Genomic DNA, 16,142 nt, shown 5'->3' on the forward strand with positions numbered 1-16,142 from the left:
GTTGTTTGTATGATTCAGTGGATGACAACGAATGGAGGGTGTTTAGCATGCAAACTTGGTTCATTACAGGAGCATCAGGAGGATTGGCTTCACGTATAACTCGCCGGTTGCTTGATCGAGGGGACCGTGTAGCCGCAACGGTACGTAGGCCTGGGGTGCTGGATGATCTGCAGGCACAGTATGGCTCACAACTTTGGCAGGCTAATTTAGATCTGACAAACTTTCAAGAGATTGCTGAGGTGGTGGAACGCGCATTTTTAGAACTGGGCACGATCGACGTGTTTGTCAATAATGCAGCCTATGGCTTGTATGGCGCAGTGGAAGAAGCAAGCGACAGGCAAATTGAGCACCAGTTTATGACCAATGTGCTTGGATCCCTACGTGCAGCGCGTGCAGTCCTGCCCTTCTTCCGTAAGCAGGGCGGCGGTCACATGGTACAGATTTCGAGTATGGCGGGTCATTATTCGATTCCGGGTATGGGGCTGTATTGCTCTTCGAAATGGGCGGTCGAAGGAGTCTTTGAAGCACTCGCTAAGGAAGTGGCTCCGTTCAATATTAAGACTACAATAGTGGAGCCCGGCGGAATTCGAACGAATTTCATTACAAGCAACGCCATATTCGGCGAGCGGATGGACGAGTACCGGGATACGGAGGCAGGTCAATTCGTTAGCTTGATGAAGGGGGAACTACCAGGTATAGATATGAGCATGTTTAATCAAATGGTTGTCGGCGATCCAGATAAAATGGCGCAGCATATTATCCGCCGTGTGGATCAGGGAGAGGGTCCGATACGTATGGCGCTGGGCAGTGACGCCTATGAGCAAATCCGGGCAGCCCTTCTAGACAGACTAGCTGCTCTGGAAGCACAGAAAGAGCTGGCTTATTCCACTGATTCAGATGATGTGGTGAAATAATTTTAAGAATTCGACATCCACAGCAACTGATATGCTCCTCTGCAAGTAGCCGGTACTTACAGGGGAGCATAATTAAAAACTTTCCGTTACTTATGATACGGTTCAACATACCCCACCATAGATTTTCCCGCTATTGGCGGTTCGCCTGATGTACCTTCAGCTGCTTCCCTTTAATGGTTGTATTCTTCATCACATTCAGAACGAGTTCACCTTTGCCGTTAAGAATATCCACGTAGGAGGCGTTATCCTCTATTACAATGATCCCAATGTCATCGGCCGATATCCCGTCAATCTTAGCAATGGTGCCTACGAAGTCAACGGCCCGGATCTTCTTTTTCTTACCCCCGTTGAAATAGAGCTTCAGAACCTCCTGATTCCGATGGGCGCTTCGGTCCTTCTTGATCGTCTGCTGATTCGCAAGCTTCGCTTCAAAAGCAGGAAGGGTACGTGCGATGGCCTCTTTGGACGGGGCGTTACGCTTCTCAATCTCGAACCCGATGTATTGCTGGACGCTGGCAACGAACTTGTCTTCAGACGGTGTAGCGAAGGAGATGGCCTTCCCCGATTTCCCGGCTCTTCCCGTACGGCCACTGCGATGGACATAGCTTTCATTCTCTTGCGGAAAATCATAATTGATAACATGGCTGATGTTCTCGATATCAATCCCTCTGGCAGCCACGTCGGTCGCAATCAGGTAGCGGAATTCCCCGCGCTTAAATGCGTTCATCATCTCCGTACGATCATCCTGCTCCATGCCCCCATGGATTCGGCCGCAAGGGTAGCCGTGCTTAGTCAATTCATTAAATACCGTTTCAACCCTGATCTGGGTCCGGCAAAAAATAATGCAGCTATCCGGATTCTCCACAATCGTGATATCCCGCAGCAATTTCAGCTTGTGATCGTCCCTGACGGCGTACAGGGAATGCTCGATTTGGCTCGTCGTTCTGGCTTCGGTCTGTACCTCAATATCCAGCGGATCATTCATATATTTGTGGCATAGCTGCTCCACATCTTTAGGCAACGTCGCCGAGAACAGCATCGTCATCCGCTCCAGCGGCAGCTCACGGATAATCTTCTCCACATGTTCAATGAAACCCATGTTCAGCATCTCATCGGCCTCATCAATGACCAAATAACGAATTTGCTCCAAATCAATCGTCTGCTTCTCGATATGATCAATTAACCGCCCCGGTGTGCCTACAATAACATGATTTCGTTGCTGCAGCTGTACCTTCTGTCTGTGAAAAGGCTGTTTCCCGTATACAGCGGTTGCCTTAATCCGTTTATATCTGCCGATGTTCATTATATCCTGCTTAACCTGATCGGCCAGCTCACGCGTTGGCGTCAAAATAAGGACCTGCGGCCGGTATTCCTGCCATTCCAGCATCTCACAGATCGGAATCCCATAAGCTGCGGTCTTCCCGCTTCCGGTATGGGATTTAACGGTCATATCTTTTTTCCCCAGCGCATAAGGAATGACCTTACGTTGCACCTCCGTCGGCTGCTTATACCCCAGGCTATCCAATGAACGGATAATTTCCTCGCTTAATTCATAACTTTCAAAGCCTTGCTCAACTTGCTCACTCATGAAGTAACCCCTTTATATAAGTAACATGTCCACGCATTTGTCATTTACAGCAGCTTAATCAGCTCTTCCAGCTCATCAAGCAACACTTTGGCAAGTTCAAAATTCGTATCTTTCAAAGCCAATTCAATCTTCATTTCAACGGCCTTCTTCTTTTGTTCCATTTCCAAATAGTCTTTACTGAAGTGGCTCGCATAAATCATCTGTCTGAACTTGCGCATACTCATCTTACGTATTGTCTTATCTTCAATGATTAATACATAATTCATACCATTCACAACGGAATAGAAATCATGTGAAATCATCAGAATCGCGCCTTTATAGTCGATAATGGCTTTCTCTAGTGCGATCTGGGTGTAAATATCTAAATGGCTTGTCGGTTCATCAAGAAGCAGTATGTTGGCTTGACTGGCAGCAACCTTGGCTAGCTGAAGTATATTTTTCTCTCCGCCAGATAACGTTCCGATCTTCTGATCCAGGATTTCACCTTCGAAACCATAGTGTTTAAGATAAGCTCTAATCTCATCATAGGTTTGAAACCCGGCGTCAATGAATTCATGGAGTATGGTATTCGAATCCGTTAACGTTTCGCCTTGAAGCTGAGACAAATAAGCAACTTTAGCATCGGCATTTATTTCAATGGAGTCATGTTGATTTCGAGCGATTTCCCGGAGCAAAGTCGTTTTCCCGGTACCGTTCGCACCGATAATGGCTACTTTATCACCCGATTTGATTTCAAAGTTCACATGATGCAAAAGCAACTCATCAAAGGCAGCACTATAATTCTCCACATTTATGAGAGTGGTGTCTTCCACTATATGATCCAGCTCAAACCGAATCTTTGGTTGCTTGATATCAACAAATGGCGCTTTAATTCTACGTGCTTCCAATCGTTCCTGGAACCGGACTCTGGCCTTTAACGCCCTTCCTCTGGATGCTTCTGAATTATATTCTGTGATCGCTCTAAGATTATCAATAATGACATCATAGCGCTCAATCTCTTCCTGTTCAGCGACTGCGAGCTCCTGCATCTCAATCTTGGTCTGAAGTAAAGAGAAATTGTACTCGATATATCGCCCATCAAACTCCTGGATCTCCGCGTTTTCGAGGTGTAGGATTTTGTTAAAGCAATGGTTCAACAGATACCGGTTATGCGTAACAACGAGCAGCATGCCCTTGTGGGAATTAATGAGTTTCTTAAGTGCGTTCAGGTTTTCAAAATCCAAAAAGACATCCGGCTCATCCATAATTAGCAGTTCCGGGTGATTCAGCATTTCCTTCATCACTTGAATCAGCTTGAATTCCCCGCCGCTCAGGTCGGATACGCTGGAGTCTTTGAGCTTCATCAGGTTGGCCAGATTTAGCTTCTTATTAATGTTACTTTCAAAATCTTCCCCGCCCATGGCTTCAAACGCGTCCAACGCCAATTGATACTTCTCCAGCAGGTCATCCATATCCGAAGAGGTTTCCATCTCTGTACAGATGGATGTGATTTCGTTCTGAATCTTAATGAATTCTTCTCCAATATATTCGAAGACCGTTACTTCTTTTGTGTTGTCTACTTGCGAGAACTGACTGACATGCCCTATTCTGCAATTCGGGTCGATCTCAAGCTTCCCCTCAAACAAATACCTTTCAGGGTCCATCAGGATATCGATCAGCGTAGTTTTGCCGCTACCACTTGTACCTATGAAAGCGCAGTGTTGGCCCTCTTCTAACGTGAACGAAATATTTTTATACAGTTCCTTTTGCGGAAATGAAAAGGATAAGTTATCAACTTTGATCATCGTATTACCTTTCTGGATAGCTAGGATGGTGACTATTGTTGGTGTATGGCGATGGTAAGACAGAACATAAGTCTGAGTCGCCGTTGTTCAGCGTAACACTGTTCCATGGTAAGTTCAATTGGATTGTGGGTTTGGGTCTCTTGAGTGGTTGATTTAGAAGGATTGGTTCATGGATATATGTATAAATTATCTCATAATACATACCGCAAGAGTGTTCATATCCATAAATAAAAGATTAAGGAGGATCACGTTTATGCTCCCAACGTACGAGGAAGTTTCACAGCAAATTGTAGAAACGGAGACCTTGCATCAGCTAGAGAAGAAGGGCTATTTTCCCATGACTCCATTAATGCAAGGGTCTTCTTGTCTTTGGTGAGCTGATTAGCCATTAACCAAGTTCCATTGCTAAGCTCGTGATCTTTTTTAATGTCCTTCGCGCGATAAACTAATAACTTAATTTCGTTATAATTCTTATTGCAATTCATTTTGCTCTACTTGTGGTACGGTTCACCGTAACGTTGGATAGGGTAAACTAAATCAAAAAAGGGTAGAAGGACTTGCGCAGCCTTTTACCCCTAAAAATAATATATACGCCCTTAAGGCTGTTTTGTATGAACTTCAAGCAACTTATAGGATATGCTCTCTTTATCTGTACATGTACTAATCACCTTTTTAGTCTCGATTAATGCATTTACTTCCATTGGAACCTCAAAAGTATAACCATTACGTACTATTGTTTTAATCTGTTCTGATAAATTCCCAGAGTAGTCATTACCGTCATTACCTTCAATGTAGAAAGTGTTCCTTTTCAGATTTATTGCTATTAGTTTTCCTTTTACAATCATTTGGTGATATGTTTCAGAGTTTTCATTGATAAGTTTAATGGCTGAATCTAACTGGTCCTTCGATATTGAGTCGGTTTTACTTTCCGAATTAGGTGACGCCCATTCAAATTTTAAGCTTCCAGAGGTACTTTGAATAGAATTAAGAAACTTCTGGTACCACATGACCGCTCTTGGATTAATTGCCCTTAAACTCTGCTTTAACGTTTCATTGTTCTTACTATTAATTAGAAGGTCAGATAATTGATTCATTGCTTCAGTAGCAGGCGTTACATCAAATATATTCGCTGATTTTTTTGACTTTATTCTAATTCCAAATGAGGATTCAAATAAAGATGTAACGTTCGCTGCATTGTCCTCAATAACAGCTAAAGGAGGCTTTCTCAAGTTAGAATCCCACCTTGGGTCTAATGAATATAAGGTATATTGAATTGATGTTAATGTTTCACCAAGTTTTTGACAACCAAGCTCATAATCTTCCTCTCCACCTTCTATTGCAATATCCAAAATATCCCTACGGCTTTCAAAAGCTTCTTCCAATGTAGGTGACGGCTTTAGTGGAAGTTCCGAGTAGTGAGTAACAGTACTTAAAGGTGCATAGGAATCTTCCTCTGGTAAATATTCATCTGGAATATCATCACTGAATAGGATTTGCGTAGTAGGTTTAAAATCTTCTGTTACAGGAAGATGTACCTCATATAGGTGGTCCTCAGCATTTGTAATTGCATCTCTAATAGATATCCTACCTCTTTTAATCTCTTGAACTCTTGATTTGCTTACTGGTATAAACAACCAATGGTCTGATTCCTCTAGTTCATCGACCAAGAAAGCAAGAAATTCTATTGATTTACTTTTACATGTAAATATACGGGGTCCATCATAATAGAAAAATACATCCAAAATTTTCAGACATCCTAATGGTGTATATAGCTCACCATGCATTATATGTCCTCTCCTATCTTTAATATCTCATTAAAATATGTATGAGGTTCAACACCAATAAATGTCCACCAATTCACATGAGAATTTCCAACTGTTTGACTAGAATCATGAACAAAGACACCAGTATCTGGTGCAATATGTCCGACAGCTACCTTATTCATTTTCTTCATGCCTATGCCAGAAAAAAATTTGTGTGCGACAGGTATGTCGTTAGCACTACTCAAAACAGAAAGAGCAAGATTATCACAGGTAGCAGAAGCGTATTGCTTTCTCCTAACACCAGGTGCTATAAAATCCTTTGCTTTTATTGAGTTCGATGGAACTATTCTATATACTTTCATTTCTTCTTTTATCGCCTTATCAATTGGGGGACAACTCTCTGGAAAATAATTTGGGAACTCCTTCAAATCATTCTCTCCCATTTAAATCACCTCTAAACCGCCTTAATATATCAGAATCATATTCCTTACTTCGATATAACGTTACTTTTTTCCTGCTAAATAAACAAAAAAACCCAGGTCACATGATAATATATAACATGGACCTGGATATCCTTTTAAAGATTTGTATCCTAGTAATCTTCATTTAAATAATGTTCCATTTTCCGTCTAACCTTAGTTCGTAGGTTCTCATGGCCATTCTCAATCTTCGATAATGTCTCAAGACCGATACCTAGTTTCCGAGCAAGCTCCCGCTGTGTTAGGCCTTCAGCTTTACGTTTGACATAGACATCCATGGCTAATGACGATGGTAATTCAAGAACATCACCATCTTCTACTTCCCAATCACCGATTCCTTTATTGAACTTCATATCAAGGTATTCATCAATACCCAAAAGCTGTTGTAACTCTTCCTCTGTTTCGTACAAGAAACCGTTGCATAAATTTGTCTTCATATTATCCAGCATCCTCTTATTAGATTGCAAATACTTGTGATTTTCTATCACATTCCATTTGCTAATAAGATTTCACCCATTAGGCGCTCATAAGTCAATAAAAACTTATGTCAATTAGACATCCATTTTGAATTTCTCATAGCTATTAGCTAACTTATATTCCACACCGTTTTCTAACGCAGCAAAGTGCTTCCGACCACAAGTAATCTTTCCGTCCTCTTTCAATCGAAGATCCTCTTGGTCAGTACTTCCCTTTGTTTCTACTACAAAGAACAAGGTCTCGACGCTTTCTTTTTCAACAAGTACGGCCCAATCGGGATTGTAATTACCAAGTGGCGTATCAATCACGAATGTTCCAGGAAGTTTCACAAATAACTTAACATCATCATCGCTATTTAGCCTTTCAGCAAATGCACGTTCCACATTGGAATCGTATCTAATGTAGTTATAAACTGATTTTTCATTGGATACTTCAACAGCATTAGCTTTCATATACCCAACAAGTTCTTGATGCTCAAACAGTGATTGCTGATAATAGGCATGGTCACCAATTCGCTCATATTTAATTCCATCAATGATTAGCTTCTTCTTTTCTCTGTTAATGATTTTCATGACCGCTTCCATAAATGCCTGAGGATTTTTCTCAAAGTCCTTCAAGCGCTTGGAACCAATTAAGATGTCAACAAGTGTACGTCTTTTAAGATTTGTTTGTTCCTGTAAATAACGAAGTATATCAGGCAAACGTCGTTTCTCTTCTAGTGCTTCATAAACACGCATGGTCTGCCCCTCACCTGAAACACCAGATTGATCCACTTTTAACAGTGCATTTTCTCTTTTAATTTTCCTAGCCTTGAATGGGTCTAGCTTTTGGACTGCATTTATACAATGCTTCTTAAGTGTATCTGAGTCCAAGTCTACTGAATAAGTAGTCTTATATTTTATTTGGTCCCAAAGCTGATTAAATTCATCGCTGAGAAGTACTTCCTTATTCAGAGTAATATTCACTTCGTCTTTCTTATTGAATATTGGCAGCTTCTTGATAGAATTTCTTATGATCCGTTCTATATCATGTTTTATTTCTTTAAATTCATCTGGAACCTCGAAAGTTTCGGCTGCAATAGCTTCCTTTAGCTTGTTTTCTACCTTTCCTTTTTTATCAAGGAATTTTTCCTTAACAAGGAAGGAATACACTTTGGCAGAATATTCATAGCCTAGTTCCTTGGACTCTCCAGTGACCTCATCTGTCAGAGTAATTGTAGAGAAAGATTGTTCTTCAAGGTATCCAAACTTAACACCTGTCTCATCTTCCATTTCCTTCTGAAGTGACTCAGCAAATTGTTGGTAAGATTCATTCGCTATTACTGTAAGGACATTGATATTTTCGTCATACTGTCTTTGTCCATCTTGATTCACAGATAAGCGCAATCCACGACCAATTTTTTGACGCTTAGTGAAAGGGTCCTTGGTTTCAACTAGGGTACATATTTGAAATACGTTTGGATTATCCCAGCCTTCTTTTAGGGCGGAGTGGGAAAAGATAAATCTTAACGGTGTCTCAAAGCTAAGTAATTTTTCCTTTTCTTTCATGATAAGTTCGAATGCTGATTCATCATCTTTATTCGAACGTAGGCTTCCATCCTTCGCAAGTTTACTATCTTTAAATTTTCCACTCTTATCCTGTGAAAAGTATCCGTCGTGGACCTCTTCGGCACTTTGGTTCGAAATGTACTGGTCTTCTTCAAAGAGAGTTCGGTATTTAGGCAGCTTGATAAGGTTTGCATATTCTTCCTCGAAAATTTTGGCATATTTACCTTTTTGCCATGGTTGTCCCTTTGGATACATTCGATAATTTTCGACTTTATCAATAAAGAAAAGTGTAAGGACTTTAATACCCTGATGAACAAGCCTCTTTTCCTTATCTAAATGAGTACGAATTGCTTCCCTTATTTGATATCTCTTTAGTAGGTCACCATCAATACCACCAATTGATTCACCAAGCTTCAACGTCTTCCCATTTTCAAATTCAACCATTTCGTTTCCAGGATAGCAGTCGATTCCTTCAACGATATAACCTCGGTAGAGTTCCCGCTCCCCAGATAATAGAAATAAGTTGTTCTTACCGTTAGGGTTTATTTCCTTTTTGACTCTTGTAACAGTACCATTTTTCTTTTTCTCATCAATTTCAACAGTGGCCTTATATCCATTTTTGTTCGATACACTAATGAGCTTAATATACGGATCGTTAAAGTCGTCATCTGAATTGACAGATAACACCTCAATTTTCTTAACAAGCTTTTGCTCATATGCATCAACAGGGTCTAGCTTGTACATTAGATTGTATGTGTCCCTATGTGTAGCAGAATAGCGTAGCTTACAAAGTGGGTTTAATGATGCGATTGCTTCCTTCGCTTTATCCGTGTTATCTACACTTTGTGGCTCGTCAATAATAACAATAGGATTTGTTTCTTGTATAAATTGGATAGGCCTTTTGCCATTCATCGTGTCCCTTTCACGGTGAATTAGATTAGCCTTGTTTTCCTTTTTAGGGTCATCAAAGCTTTTCTTAAACGCATCGATATTAATAATCATCACTTCAATATTTGTGCTTGTTGCATATTCACGAACTTGTTCTAGCTTAGAAGAATCGTATTTAAAGTAATGACAATGTTGTCCAGGGTATTCCTTAGCGAAATGTTCCTCTGTCATTTGCAAGGACTTGAATACCCCTTCTCTAATGGCAACACTTGGTACAACAATAACAAATTTGGAAAATCCATACCTTTTATTTAATTCAAAAATACTTCTTGTGTAGACGTATGTTTTCCCAGTACCTGTTTCCATTTCAACCGTAAAGTTCCAGTCTTGAATACTTGTACTCTTCTTTAAATGGTTCCTCATTTGAATCTTTTGCACATTCTCAAGGACTTCAGCTTCAGATAGCTCTAGCTTGTTTCCAATACCAAGTTCCGTAATTTCTTGTCCAACAATTTCTCCCATACTGACGGTAAAGTTCGATACTTTAACCGTTTGACCCTCAAAGATATCAGTGATGGATTGAATGGCATCAAGCTGATATTGTTGTTCATCAAACTTAATTTTCAATGTTCCATACCTCCTTATATCACTCGAACATCTTCAACGCCAAAACGTTTTAGTATTTGCTGCGCATTTGTACGTACAGTATCATCTTTGAATCCCTCATCATAAAAAACAATTCGTGCTGGCCGTTGTTTTGCCATTTCTTCAATTTGATTCAAGGTTAATTCTCGTTCTAGACATATAAGCAGATATCCCAAACCAACAGAGAAAACTGTCTGCCCAGCTATACTTACTTCTTCGATTGGTACTGACAAATCAATTCCATATTTAAGAAGGATTTCGTATACCACATCTTCCTTGGTACGTCCTTCTTTAAGTGGTTCAATAAAATCTAATAAACTCTTTTCTACATCAATGGATTCTTCGTCCCATTTTTTTAGGTTTGTTTCATCTAGCTTAAATACCCTAAATCCAGCATCTATTTTTGCTGCCGTACCATTTTCTTCATCTATTTTTGCTTTTGCAAGAACTATACGTTTTTTACCTACATCACAGAGATTCTTATAACCTAATTTATATACCTGAGATTTTTCATCAGTTTTTTCTGGTAATTGAACCATAATAAATCTTCTATTTTCACCACTATTGGCGTTAATATCCATAATGGCATGTGCTGTACTTGATGACCCAGCAAAAAAGTCTAGTACTAGATCATTTTCATTTGTAGATATTTCAACTAATGTCTTTATCATGTTAACTGGCTTACTATAATCGAAGACTTTTCCATTAAATAGTTCTTCCAATTTTTTTGAGGCTTGAGTACTGGAATATCCCTCTAATACTGACAGAGGACGTTGGGTTCTCTCAATCGGTTTGTCATTATTATCCACTTTTAAGTATTGCTTACTATATACTTGCCAGTTTCCGTCCTTATCCTTCTTGAATTCAATAAATCCATTTTCTAATCCCCATTCAACCTTTTCCTTTGACCATCTCCAGCAAGCCCGTTTTTCATTTATTGCTGGATATAGCTCTTCACCCTCTGGAGAAATTATTGGATAATCAAGTGAAGAAGAATACTGTATACTTGCCTGGTTTAGTTTTTGGAGATAATACGGTCCCCTTCTTTTTTCATACTCGTCAGATTGGGTGTATCTATCCAAGTTTGAAATCTCTACCCCTTTTATTTCTAGATTATCGATACTTTTTGCATAACAAAGGATATACTCATGTTTAATTCGGAAGAACTTACTATCTGAGCCCCCTCCGCCTTCTTTGTTATACCAAATAATATTTGAGACAAAATTCTGCTCTCCATATATTTCATCACATATTTTTTTCAGGTTTGTATACTCGTTATCATCGATACTTATAAAAATAACACCATCATCTGTTAAAAAGTTTCTCGCTATTTTTAGACGAGGGTACATCATATTTAACCAATCCGTATGAAATCGACCATTTGTTTCCGCATTAGACTTCATGTTTTCATCTAATTGTTCAGTATAGCTTTTTACATTGTCATGAAAATCATCTTTGTAAACGAAATCCTTTCCAGTATTATATGGTGGATCAATATAGATCATCTTCACTTTATTTCGATATGAATTTTGAAGAATTCGGAGTACTTCAAGATTATCCCCTTCTACATAAAGGTTCTGTGTTGTATCCCAATTCACACTTTCTTCTATACTAGGACGTAAAGTCCCTGTTGTCTGCTTTTGAGCAAGTTGAATTGCTTCTGTTTTCCCATTCCAATTAAATTCATATCGTTCCTTTTCTTTTTCTACATGTTCACCTAAAGCAATACGTAATTTATCAATATCAATCTTTTTTTCTGTGAGTACCTCTGGGAATAACTCCTTTATCTTTTCAATATTGTCTTGTACAACATTGAATGTTTTTCCTTCTAATTTCTGCAATTAACACAACTCCTTTATTTGTTGTAATTGGATGTTGATTTGTTGTTCTTGACGTTTTATCTTCATATGAAACTCCATCTTAGCTCCGAAATCAAGTTGTCCTTTTTGCTCATGCTGCAATTGTCCAACTTCTCTCTGATTTTCCTGAACCTTGTCCATAATGTAGACTACTTTTTCACGGTTTTCTATACTCACAGGTATTGAACCTACAAGTGAAATAAGCTTTTCGCATTTTAACCATTGGTGAACATCATTATAAATACAATATAGATTTTCAAAGGATAAATTTGAAATGGTTAATGCGTTTAGTAGTTTGGTATACGCTCCATCTTCCGCCTTTGATTCAAACCAATTAGTAATAGTTGGGTGTTCAACAACTACTTTAGTATTGTCATTCCTATTAATCCTTTTATGACAAGTACTCATAAGTATCTCCCCATCAGACGATTCCATGATTAATACTAAAGGATTAGGAATAGACTTATGAACAGCACTAATAATTCGATTAATGTTTTTCTTTTCTCGAAGCTGAACATAAATCCAAACTACTTCTGCATAATGGTAATCGTCAGTTTGGAAAACTGGGATATTCATACTCTGCTGATTCATAACACTTAACAAATATATTCCTTCTATTTGGGAAGTGAAAATTTCCTTTTCAGAGGTTGAAAGGTCCGCTTGTGTAAAAAAGGCTTTCTTCGGTATCTTACGATTAAGCACCGTACGAGAAGGGAACTCTAATCGCTGAATAAACCATTCTCTCATTCTCATCACCTACTTTATCACTAGAAATGATATCAACTCAAAGTCATCCGAAGTTGTATTAGTATCCTGTAATAGACTTGAATTCCCAAGACTGAACAATGATTCCATTCCTTGCTCTTCGACGATACCAAGAACAAACCCTACTGCTTTGTCCAGAAGGTACTTATAAGCAGACATGTCTGCCAAGTCCTCCGTTTCAATATTGAATTGATGTATTAATTCATTAAATACATCTGTTTGTCCGTGAGCAACTTTACGATAGAGGTCTAGTATCTGTTTTGTTTTTAAATGTCCAAGTTGTACCTCTCCAGCCATGTTCATATAAACAAGGTAGTATGGATATAAAGCACTTGTTTCTTTCACCTTTGCTTCTGCATTGCGCTGCTTAATACAGAATATTACTCCTTGTTCCGTGTCTGATGAAGGTGCCAAACTAATGGCTGTTATAGCATGTAACCCAAGTGGAGCCGTCTCAATTTTCTTCTTGTTTGTATTCATATTCATATAATCAAGTAAATCCATTTTAAAATCATTTAGAGTTAAATCAGTGATAGAGATTCCTCCTGAGATATCCTCTAAGTCGACAACCTCTTCTTGTAGCTGCTTCAATTGCTTTTTACGATATTCCAGGTCATTCATTTGCTTTTTTTCATCATATTCAATTACATTTTCTTCCCCAGTTGCTGAAATATCAAGTAGTACCATTCTCCCGCTAACACGAGCTTCTAAATTAATGTACTCATCTAGGTCCATATTGGGCCAAAAGTTCACAAGTTGAATAACATCATTCTTGGAGCCTAGTCGGTCAATACGACCAAATCTCTGTATAATTCGAACTGGATTCCAGTGGATATCATAATTGATTAAATAATCACAGTCTTGCAGGTTTTGCCCTTCTGAAATACAGTCTGTTGCAATCAATATATCAATTTCATCCTGTATGCTAGAGTCAATTTTACTTCGCTCCTTTGATACTGGAGAAAAGTTGGTTAAGATAGAATTTAAATCTTTCTGTATTCCTTTTAAAGTAGTTTGGTTACCTCCAGACCCTGTTACAAGTGCCGTATTAATACCATGATTATTCTGTACCCATTTCGATATTTCTTCATACAAATAACTTGCTGTGTCTGCAAAAGCCGTAAAGATGATGATCTTCTTGTTGTCGCCATTGATTGGACGACGGAGCTTTTGTTCTATCATAAATTTTAGCTTATTCAATTTAGCATCACGTGGAGCCCGTACCTTTGCTGATTCGATTAGTAACTTCTCCAGTTTGTCCCTATCATCTTGTAAATCCTGCTTCCATTTAATACGGTCAATATCTTGAAGTAGTACTTTAACTTTCGAACCTATTAACATGTTTTCAATATCGTCATCATCAATATCGATCTCGTTTATATTAATGTCTGCATTAGAATATTGCTGAATATTATCAAGCTTAACCAATAAGTCATCAATTTTTCTTAAAAGAGAAGCTACTGTCATACCAAATGAATGAATAGAGCTTTCCATCCTTTTTAGTAGGTTTACCCTCATTAAGTGAACAAGGCTGCGTTCACGGTCAATTTGCTTGAATACCGAGCCGCCCTTTACTTTCTTATCATATTTACGGCTATACTCCTCTTGTTTTTCAGGCATTACATACTTTAATGGTGAATATGCACTTAAATTCAATCTATTAATGAGCTTATTTACTTCCTTTATTTCAGGGAACTCGTTGTATTCATCGATATCGGCATGAACATTACTTGGCTTTAATCGTTCTGGAAACTTCCCAATTTCAGACATGTTGTAGTATTTTTCTATATGCTTTCTTGAACGAGCTATTGTTACTGCATCCAGTAATTTGAAATAGTCAAAGTTCAACATTTCAAGGAGAGTATCGGATTTACGCTCCTCATCTTCTAATTTAAGCCATTTATTGAAAGAAAGCTGTGCTTTTCTCAGCGTCTGTTCAATACTTTCAATTCCTGCCGCTTCCAAAGCCTCATCTTTGGCTTCCGTAATAAAGGCTACTTGGTTCTTTAAGTCGTTCATTTTGTTATTTACAGGCGTTGCTGAAAGCATAAGGACTTTTGTCTTCACACCCGCTTTAATGATTTGATTCATTAATCTTGAATAACGAGTTTCCCTGTCATTTCTAGCTTCATTATTTCTAAAATTATGTGATTCATCAATAACAACTAGGTCATAGTTACTCCAATTTACAGTAGCTAAATTAATATCCCCTGAGAAACCACCTGTACGACTCAAGTCTGTATGATTTAATACGTCATAATTAAAGCGATCAGAAGAAAGGACATTTCTCTTGTCATTTTGAGTGTAGATAAGCCAGTTCTCTCTTAATTTTTTGGGACATAAAACTAACACTCGGTCATTTCTTAATTCGTAGTACTTAATGACTGCAAGTGCTTCAAACGTTTTCCCCAAACCTACACTATCAGCAATAATACATCCGTTATGCTTTTCCAGTTTATCGATAGCACCAAGCACGCCATCTTTCTGGAATTTGTAAAGCTTGTTCCATATCGCAGTGTCTTTAAAACCTGTTTTTGATTTAACAATCATATCCTCATCGAATTCTTCTAGGTAATCACTAAAAATATTATATAGTGTGACGTAGTATAGAAACTCTGGGGAATGATTCTCATAAATAGCTGCTATTCTTTCTAATACTTCTTCTTTTACTTCTTCAGCAATGGCTTCATTTTTCCATACATCATTAAACCATTGTATATATTGCTGCGTTAATAAGGGCTCATTAATAAATGTATTCATTTGTAAATCAGGTGAATAGGTATAACCCAATCCGCTACTTGTGAAATCCGAACTACCCTGTGTAGCAACTGATGAACCATCTTTATTTTCTATATGAAACATTCGAGTTTGCGTCAAAGGTGACGTTAGTGACTTCATCTTCACTTTTGAGCTTATCCAGTCAGCACATTCTTTTGCAATTTTTGCCTGTGTCAGCTCATTTCGCATCTTAATTTCAAGCTCTGATCCTGACAACCTCTTCTCACGGTCAGACTTGTCCAAGTCCATATGACCCTTCGAATGTTTCTCTGAAGTAAAGGTAGGGTCAATAAACAAAAACCGTACTTCATCAACCTTCATCAATTCCTTTTTCAAAGCTTCAAATGCATATATCGTAAAGTAGGATGACATGATTGCTACCTTTGCATCTTTTTTAAAATAAGGCTTCAAAGCGTCTCCTACAATTCCAGACTTTTTATTATCTAACATTTTTCCTAGCATTCTAGCACCCCCAAAAGACAAACATATAACTATTGTACTACTTTCATTCTACAAGACTTTTCGTTAACGATAAATCTATTTTACAAAATTAGTAATTACACATTTTAGCAACCTTCAATATGGAAGAAAATGTAACCCATATAGTGCCAAAAATATTGAAAATTTTTGACCCCAGGTAATGTTAGGCATGAAA

At 38.3% G+C, this 16,142-nt stretch carries 10 protein-coding genes and 1 pseudogene; 1 reads left to right on the forward strand and 10 read right to left on the reverse strand.

Going from position 1 to position 16,142, the window contains the following annotated elements; translation table 11 throughout:
• Positions 1–47: 47 nt before the first annotated feature.
• On the forward strand, positions 48–914 hold the full coding sequence (locus ACFSVM_RS24425) for an SDR family oxidoreductase (RefSeq protein ID WP_379265066.1): 867 nt from the start codon (positions 48–50) through the stop codon (positions 912–914).
• Positions 915–1,044: 130 nt separating this feature from the next.
• Here ACFSVM_RS24425 and ACFSVM_RS24430 read toward each other — a convergent pair whose 3' ends face one another.
• The 10 genes and pseudogenes from ACFSVM_RS24430 to ACFSVM_RS24475 all read right to left on the reverse strand — a co-directional run bounded on the left by ACFSVM_RS24430 (position 1,045) and on the right by ACFSVM_RS24475 (position 15,949).
• Positions 1,045–2,502, reverse strand: coding sequence for a DEAD/DEAH box helicase (locus tag ACFSVM_RS24430; protein WP_379265068.1), 1,458 nt, complete (start codon positions 2,500–2,502; stop codon positions 1,045–1,047).
• Positions 2,503–2,546: 44 nt separating this feature from the next.
• Positions 2,547–4,286, reverse strand: a complete 1,740-nt coding sequence (locus ACFSVM_RS24435) for an ABC-F family ATP-binding cassette domain-containing protein (RefSeq protein WP_379265070.1) — start codon at positions 4,284–4,286, stop codon at positions 2,547–2,549.
• 314 nt (positions 4,287–4,600) lie between these two features.
• Positions 4,601–4,681: pseudogene (locus ACFSVM_RS24440) on the reverse strand (DNA alkylation repair protein); the annotation flags it as partial.
• A gap of 201 nt (positions 4,682–4,882) precedes the next feature.
• A complete protein-coding gene (locus ACFSVM_RS24445) occupies positions 4,883–6,070 on the reverse strand; it encodes a DUF6575 domain-containing protein (RefSeq protein WP_379265072.1) in 1,188 nt (395 codons plus the stop codon).
• Entirely contained in the window at positions 6,070–6,492 is a 423-nt protein-coding gene (locus tag ACFSVM_RS24450; protein ID WP_379265074.1) for a hypothetical protein, read from the reverse strand. Before ACFSVM_RS24450 ends, ACFSVM_RS24445 begins: the two co-directional genes overlap by 1 nt.
• Positions 6,493–6,641: 149 nt before the next feature.
• Positions 6,642–6,965 (reverse strand): helix-turn-helix domain-containing protein, encoded by a 324-nt coding sequence (locus ACFSVM_RS24455; protein ID WP_379265076.1) that lies wholly within the window; start codon positions 6,963–6,965, stop codon positions 6,642–6,644.
• A gap of 114 nt (positions 6,966–7,079) precedes the next feature.
• Positions 7,080–10,067, reverse strand: a complete 2,988-nt coding sequence (locus tag ACFSVM_RS24460) for a type III restriction-modification system endonuclease (protein WP_379265078.1) — start codon at positions 10,065–10,067, stop codon at positions 7,080–7,082.
• A 14-nt stretch (positions 10,068–10,081) separates the two neighbouring features.
• A complete protein-coding gene (locus ACFSVM_RS24465; RefSeq protein WP_379265080.1) occupies positions 10,082–11,926 on the reverse strand; it encodes a site-specific DNA-methyltransferase in 1,845 nt (614 codons plus the stop codon).
• Positions 11,927–12,691: a DUF4391 domain-containing protein gene (locus ACFSVM_RS24470; protein WP_379265082.1), complete on the reverse strand. Its 765-nt coding sequence runs from the start codon at positions 12,689–12,691 to the stop codon at positions 11,927–11,929.
• A gap of 9 nt (positions 12,692–12,700) precedes the next feature.
• The gene (locus tag ACFSVM_RS24475; protein WP_379265084.1) at positions 12,701–15,949 is read right to left on the reverse strand and encodes a helicase-related protein; all 3,249 of its coding nucleotides are present in this window, start codon (positions 15,947–15,949) and stop codon (positions 12,701–12,703) included.
• Positions 15,950–16,142 lie beyond the last annotated feature (193 nt).

Source organism: Paenibacillus shunpengii (genome assembly GCF_042684905.1).
Classification (GTDB): Bacteria; Bacillota; Bacilli; order Paenibacillales; family Paenibacillaceae; genus Paenibacillus; species Paenibacillus shunpengii.

Excerpts from the sequence above, each read along its gene's own strand:
- ACFSVM_RS24425 (WP_379265066.1), top strand. The coding sequence starts at position 48 with ATGCAAACTTGGTTCATTACAGGAGCATCAGGAGGATTGGCTTCACGT.
- ACFSVM_RS24430 (WP_379265068.1), bottom strand. The coding sequence starts at position 2,502 with ATGAGTGAGCAAGTTGAGCAAGGCTTTGAAAGTTATGAATTAAGCGAG.
- ACFSVM_RS24435 (WP_379265070.1), bottom strand. The coding sequence starts at position 4,286 with ATGATCAAAGTTGATAACTTATCCTTTTCATTTCCGCAAAAGGAACTG.
- ACFSVM_RS24445 (WP_379265072.1), bottom strand. The coding sequence starts at position 6,070 with ATGCATGGTGAGCTATATACACCATTAGGATGTCTGAAAATTTTGGAT.
- ACFSVM_RS24450 (WP_379265074.1), bottom strand. The coding sequence starts at position 6,492 with ATGGGAGAGAATGATTTGAAGGAGTTCCCAAATTATTTTCCAGAGAGT.
- ACFSVM_RS24455 (WP_379265076.1), bottom strand. The coding sequence starts at position 6,965 with ATGAAGACAAATTTATGCAACGGTTTCTTGTACGAAACAGAGGAAGAG.
- ACFSVM_RS24470 (WP_379265082.1), bottom strand. The coding sequence starts at position 12,691 with ATGAGAGAATGGTTTATTCAGCGATTAGAGTTCCCTTCTCGTACGGTG.
- ACFSVM_RS24475 (WP_379265084.1), bottom strand. The coding sequence starts at position 15,949 with ATGCTAGGAAAAATGTTAGATAATAAAAAGTCTGGAATTGTAGGAGAC.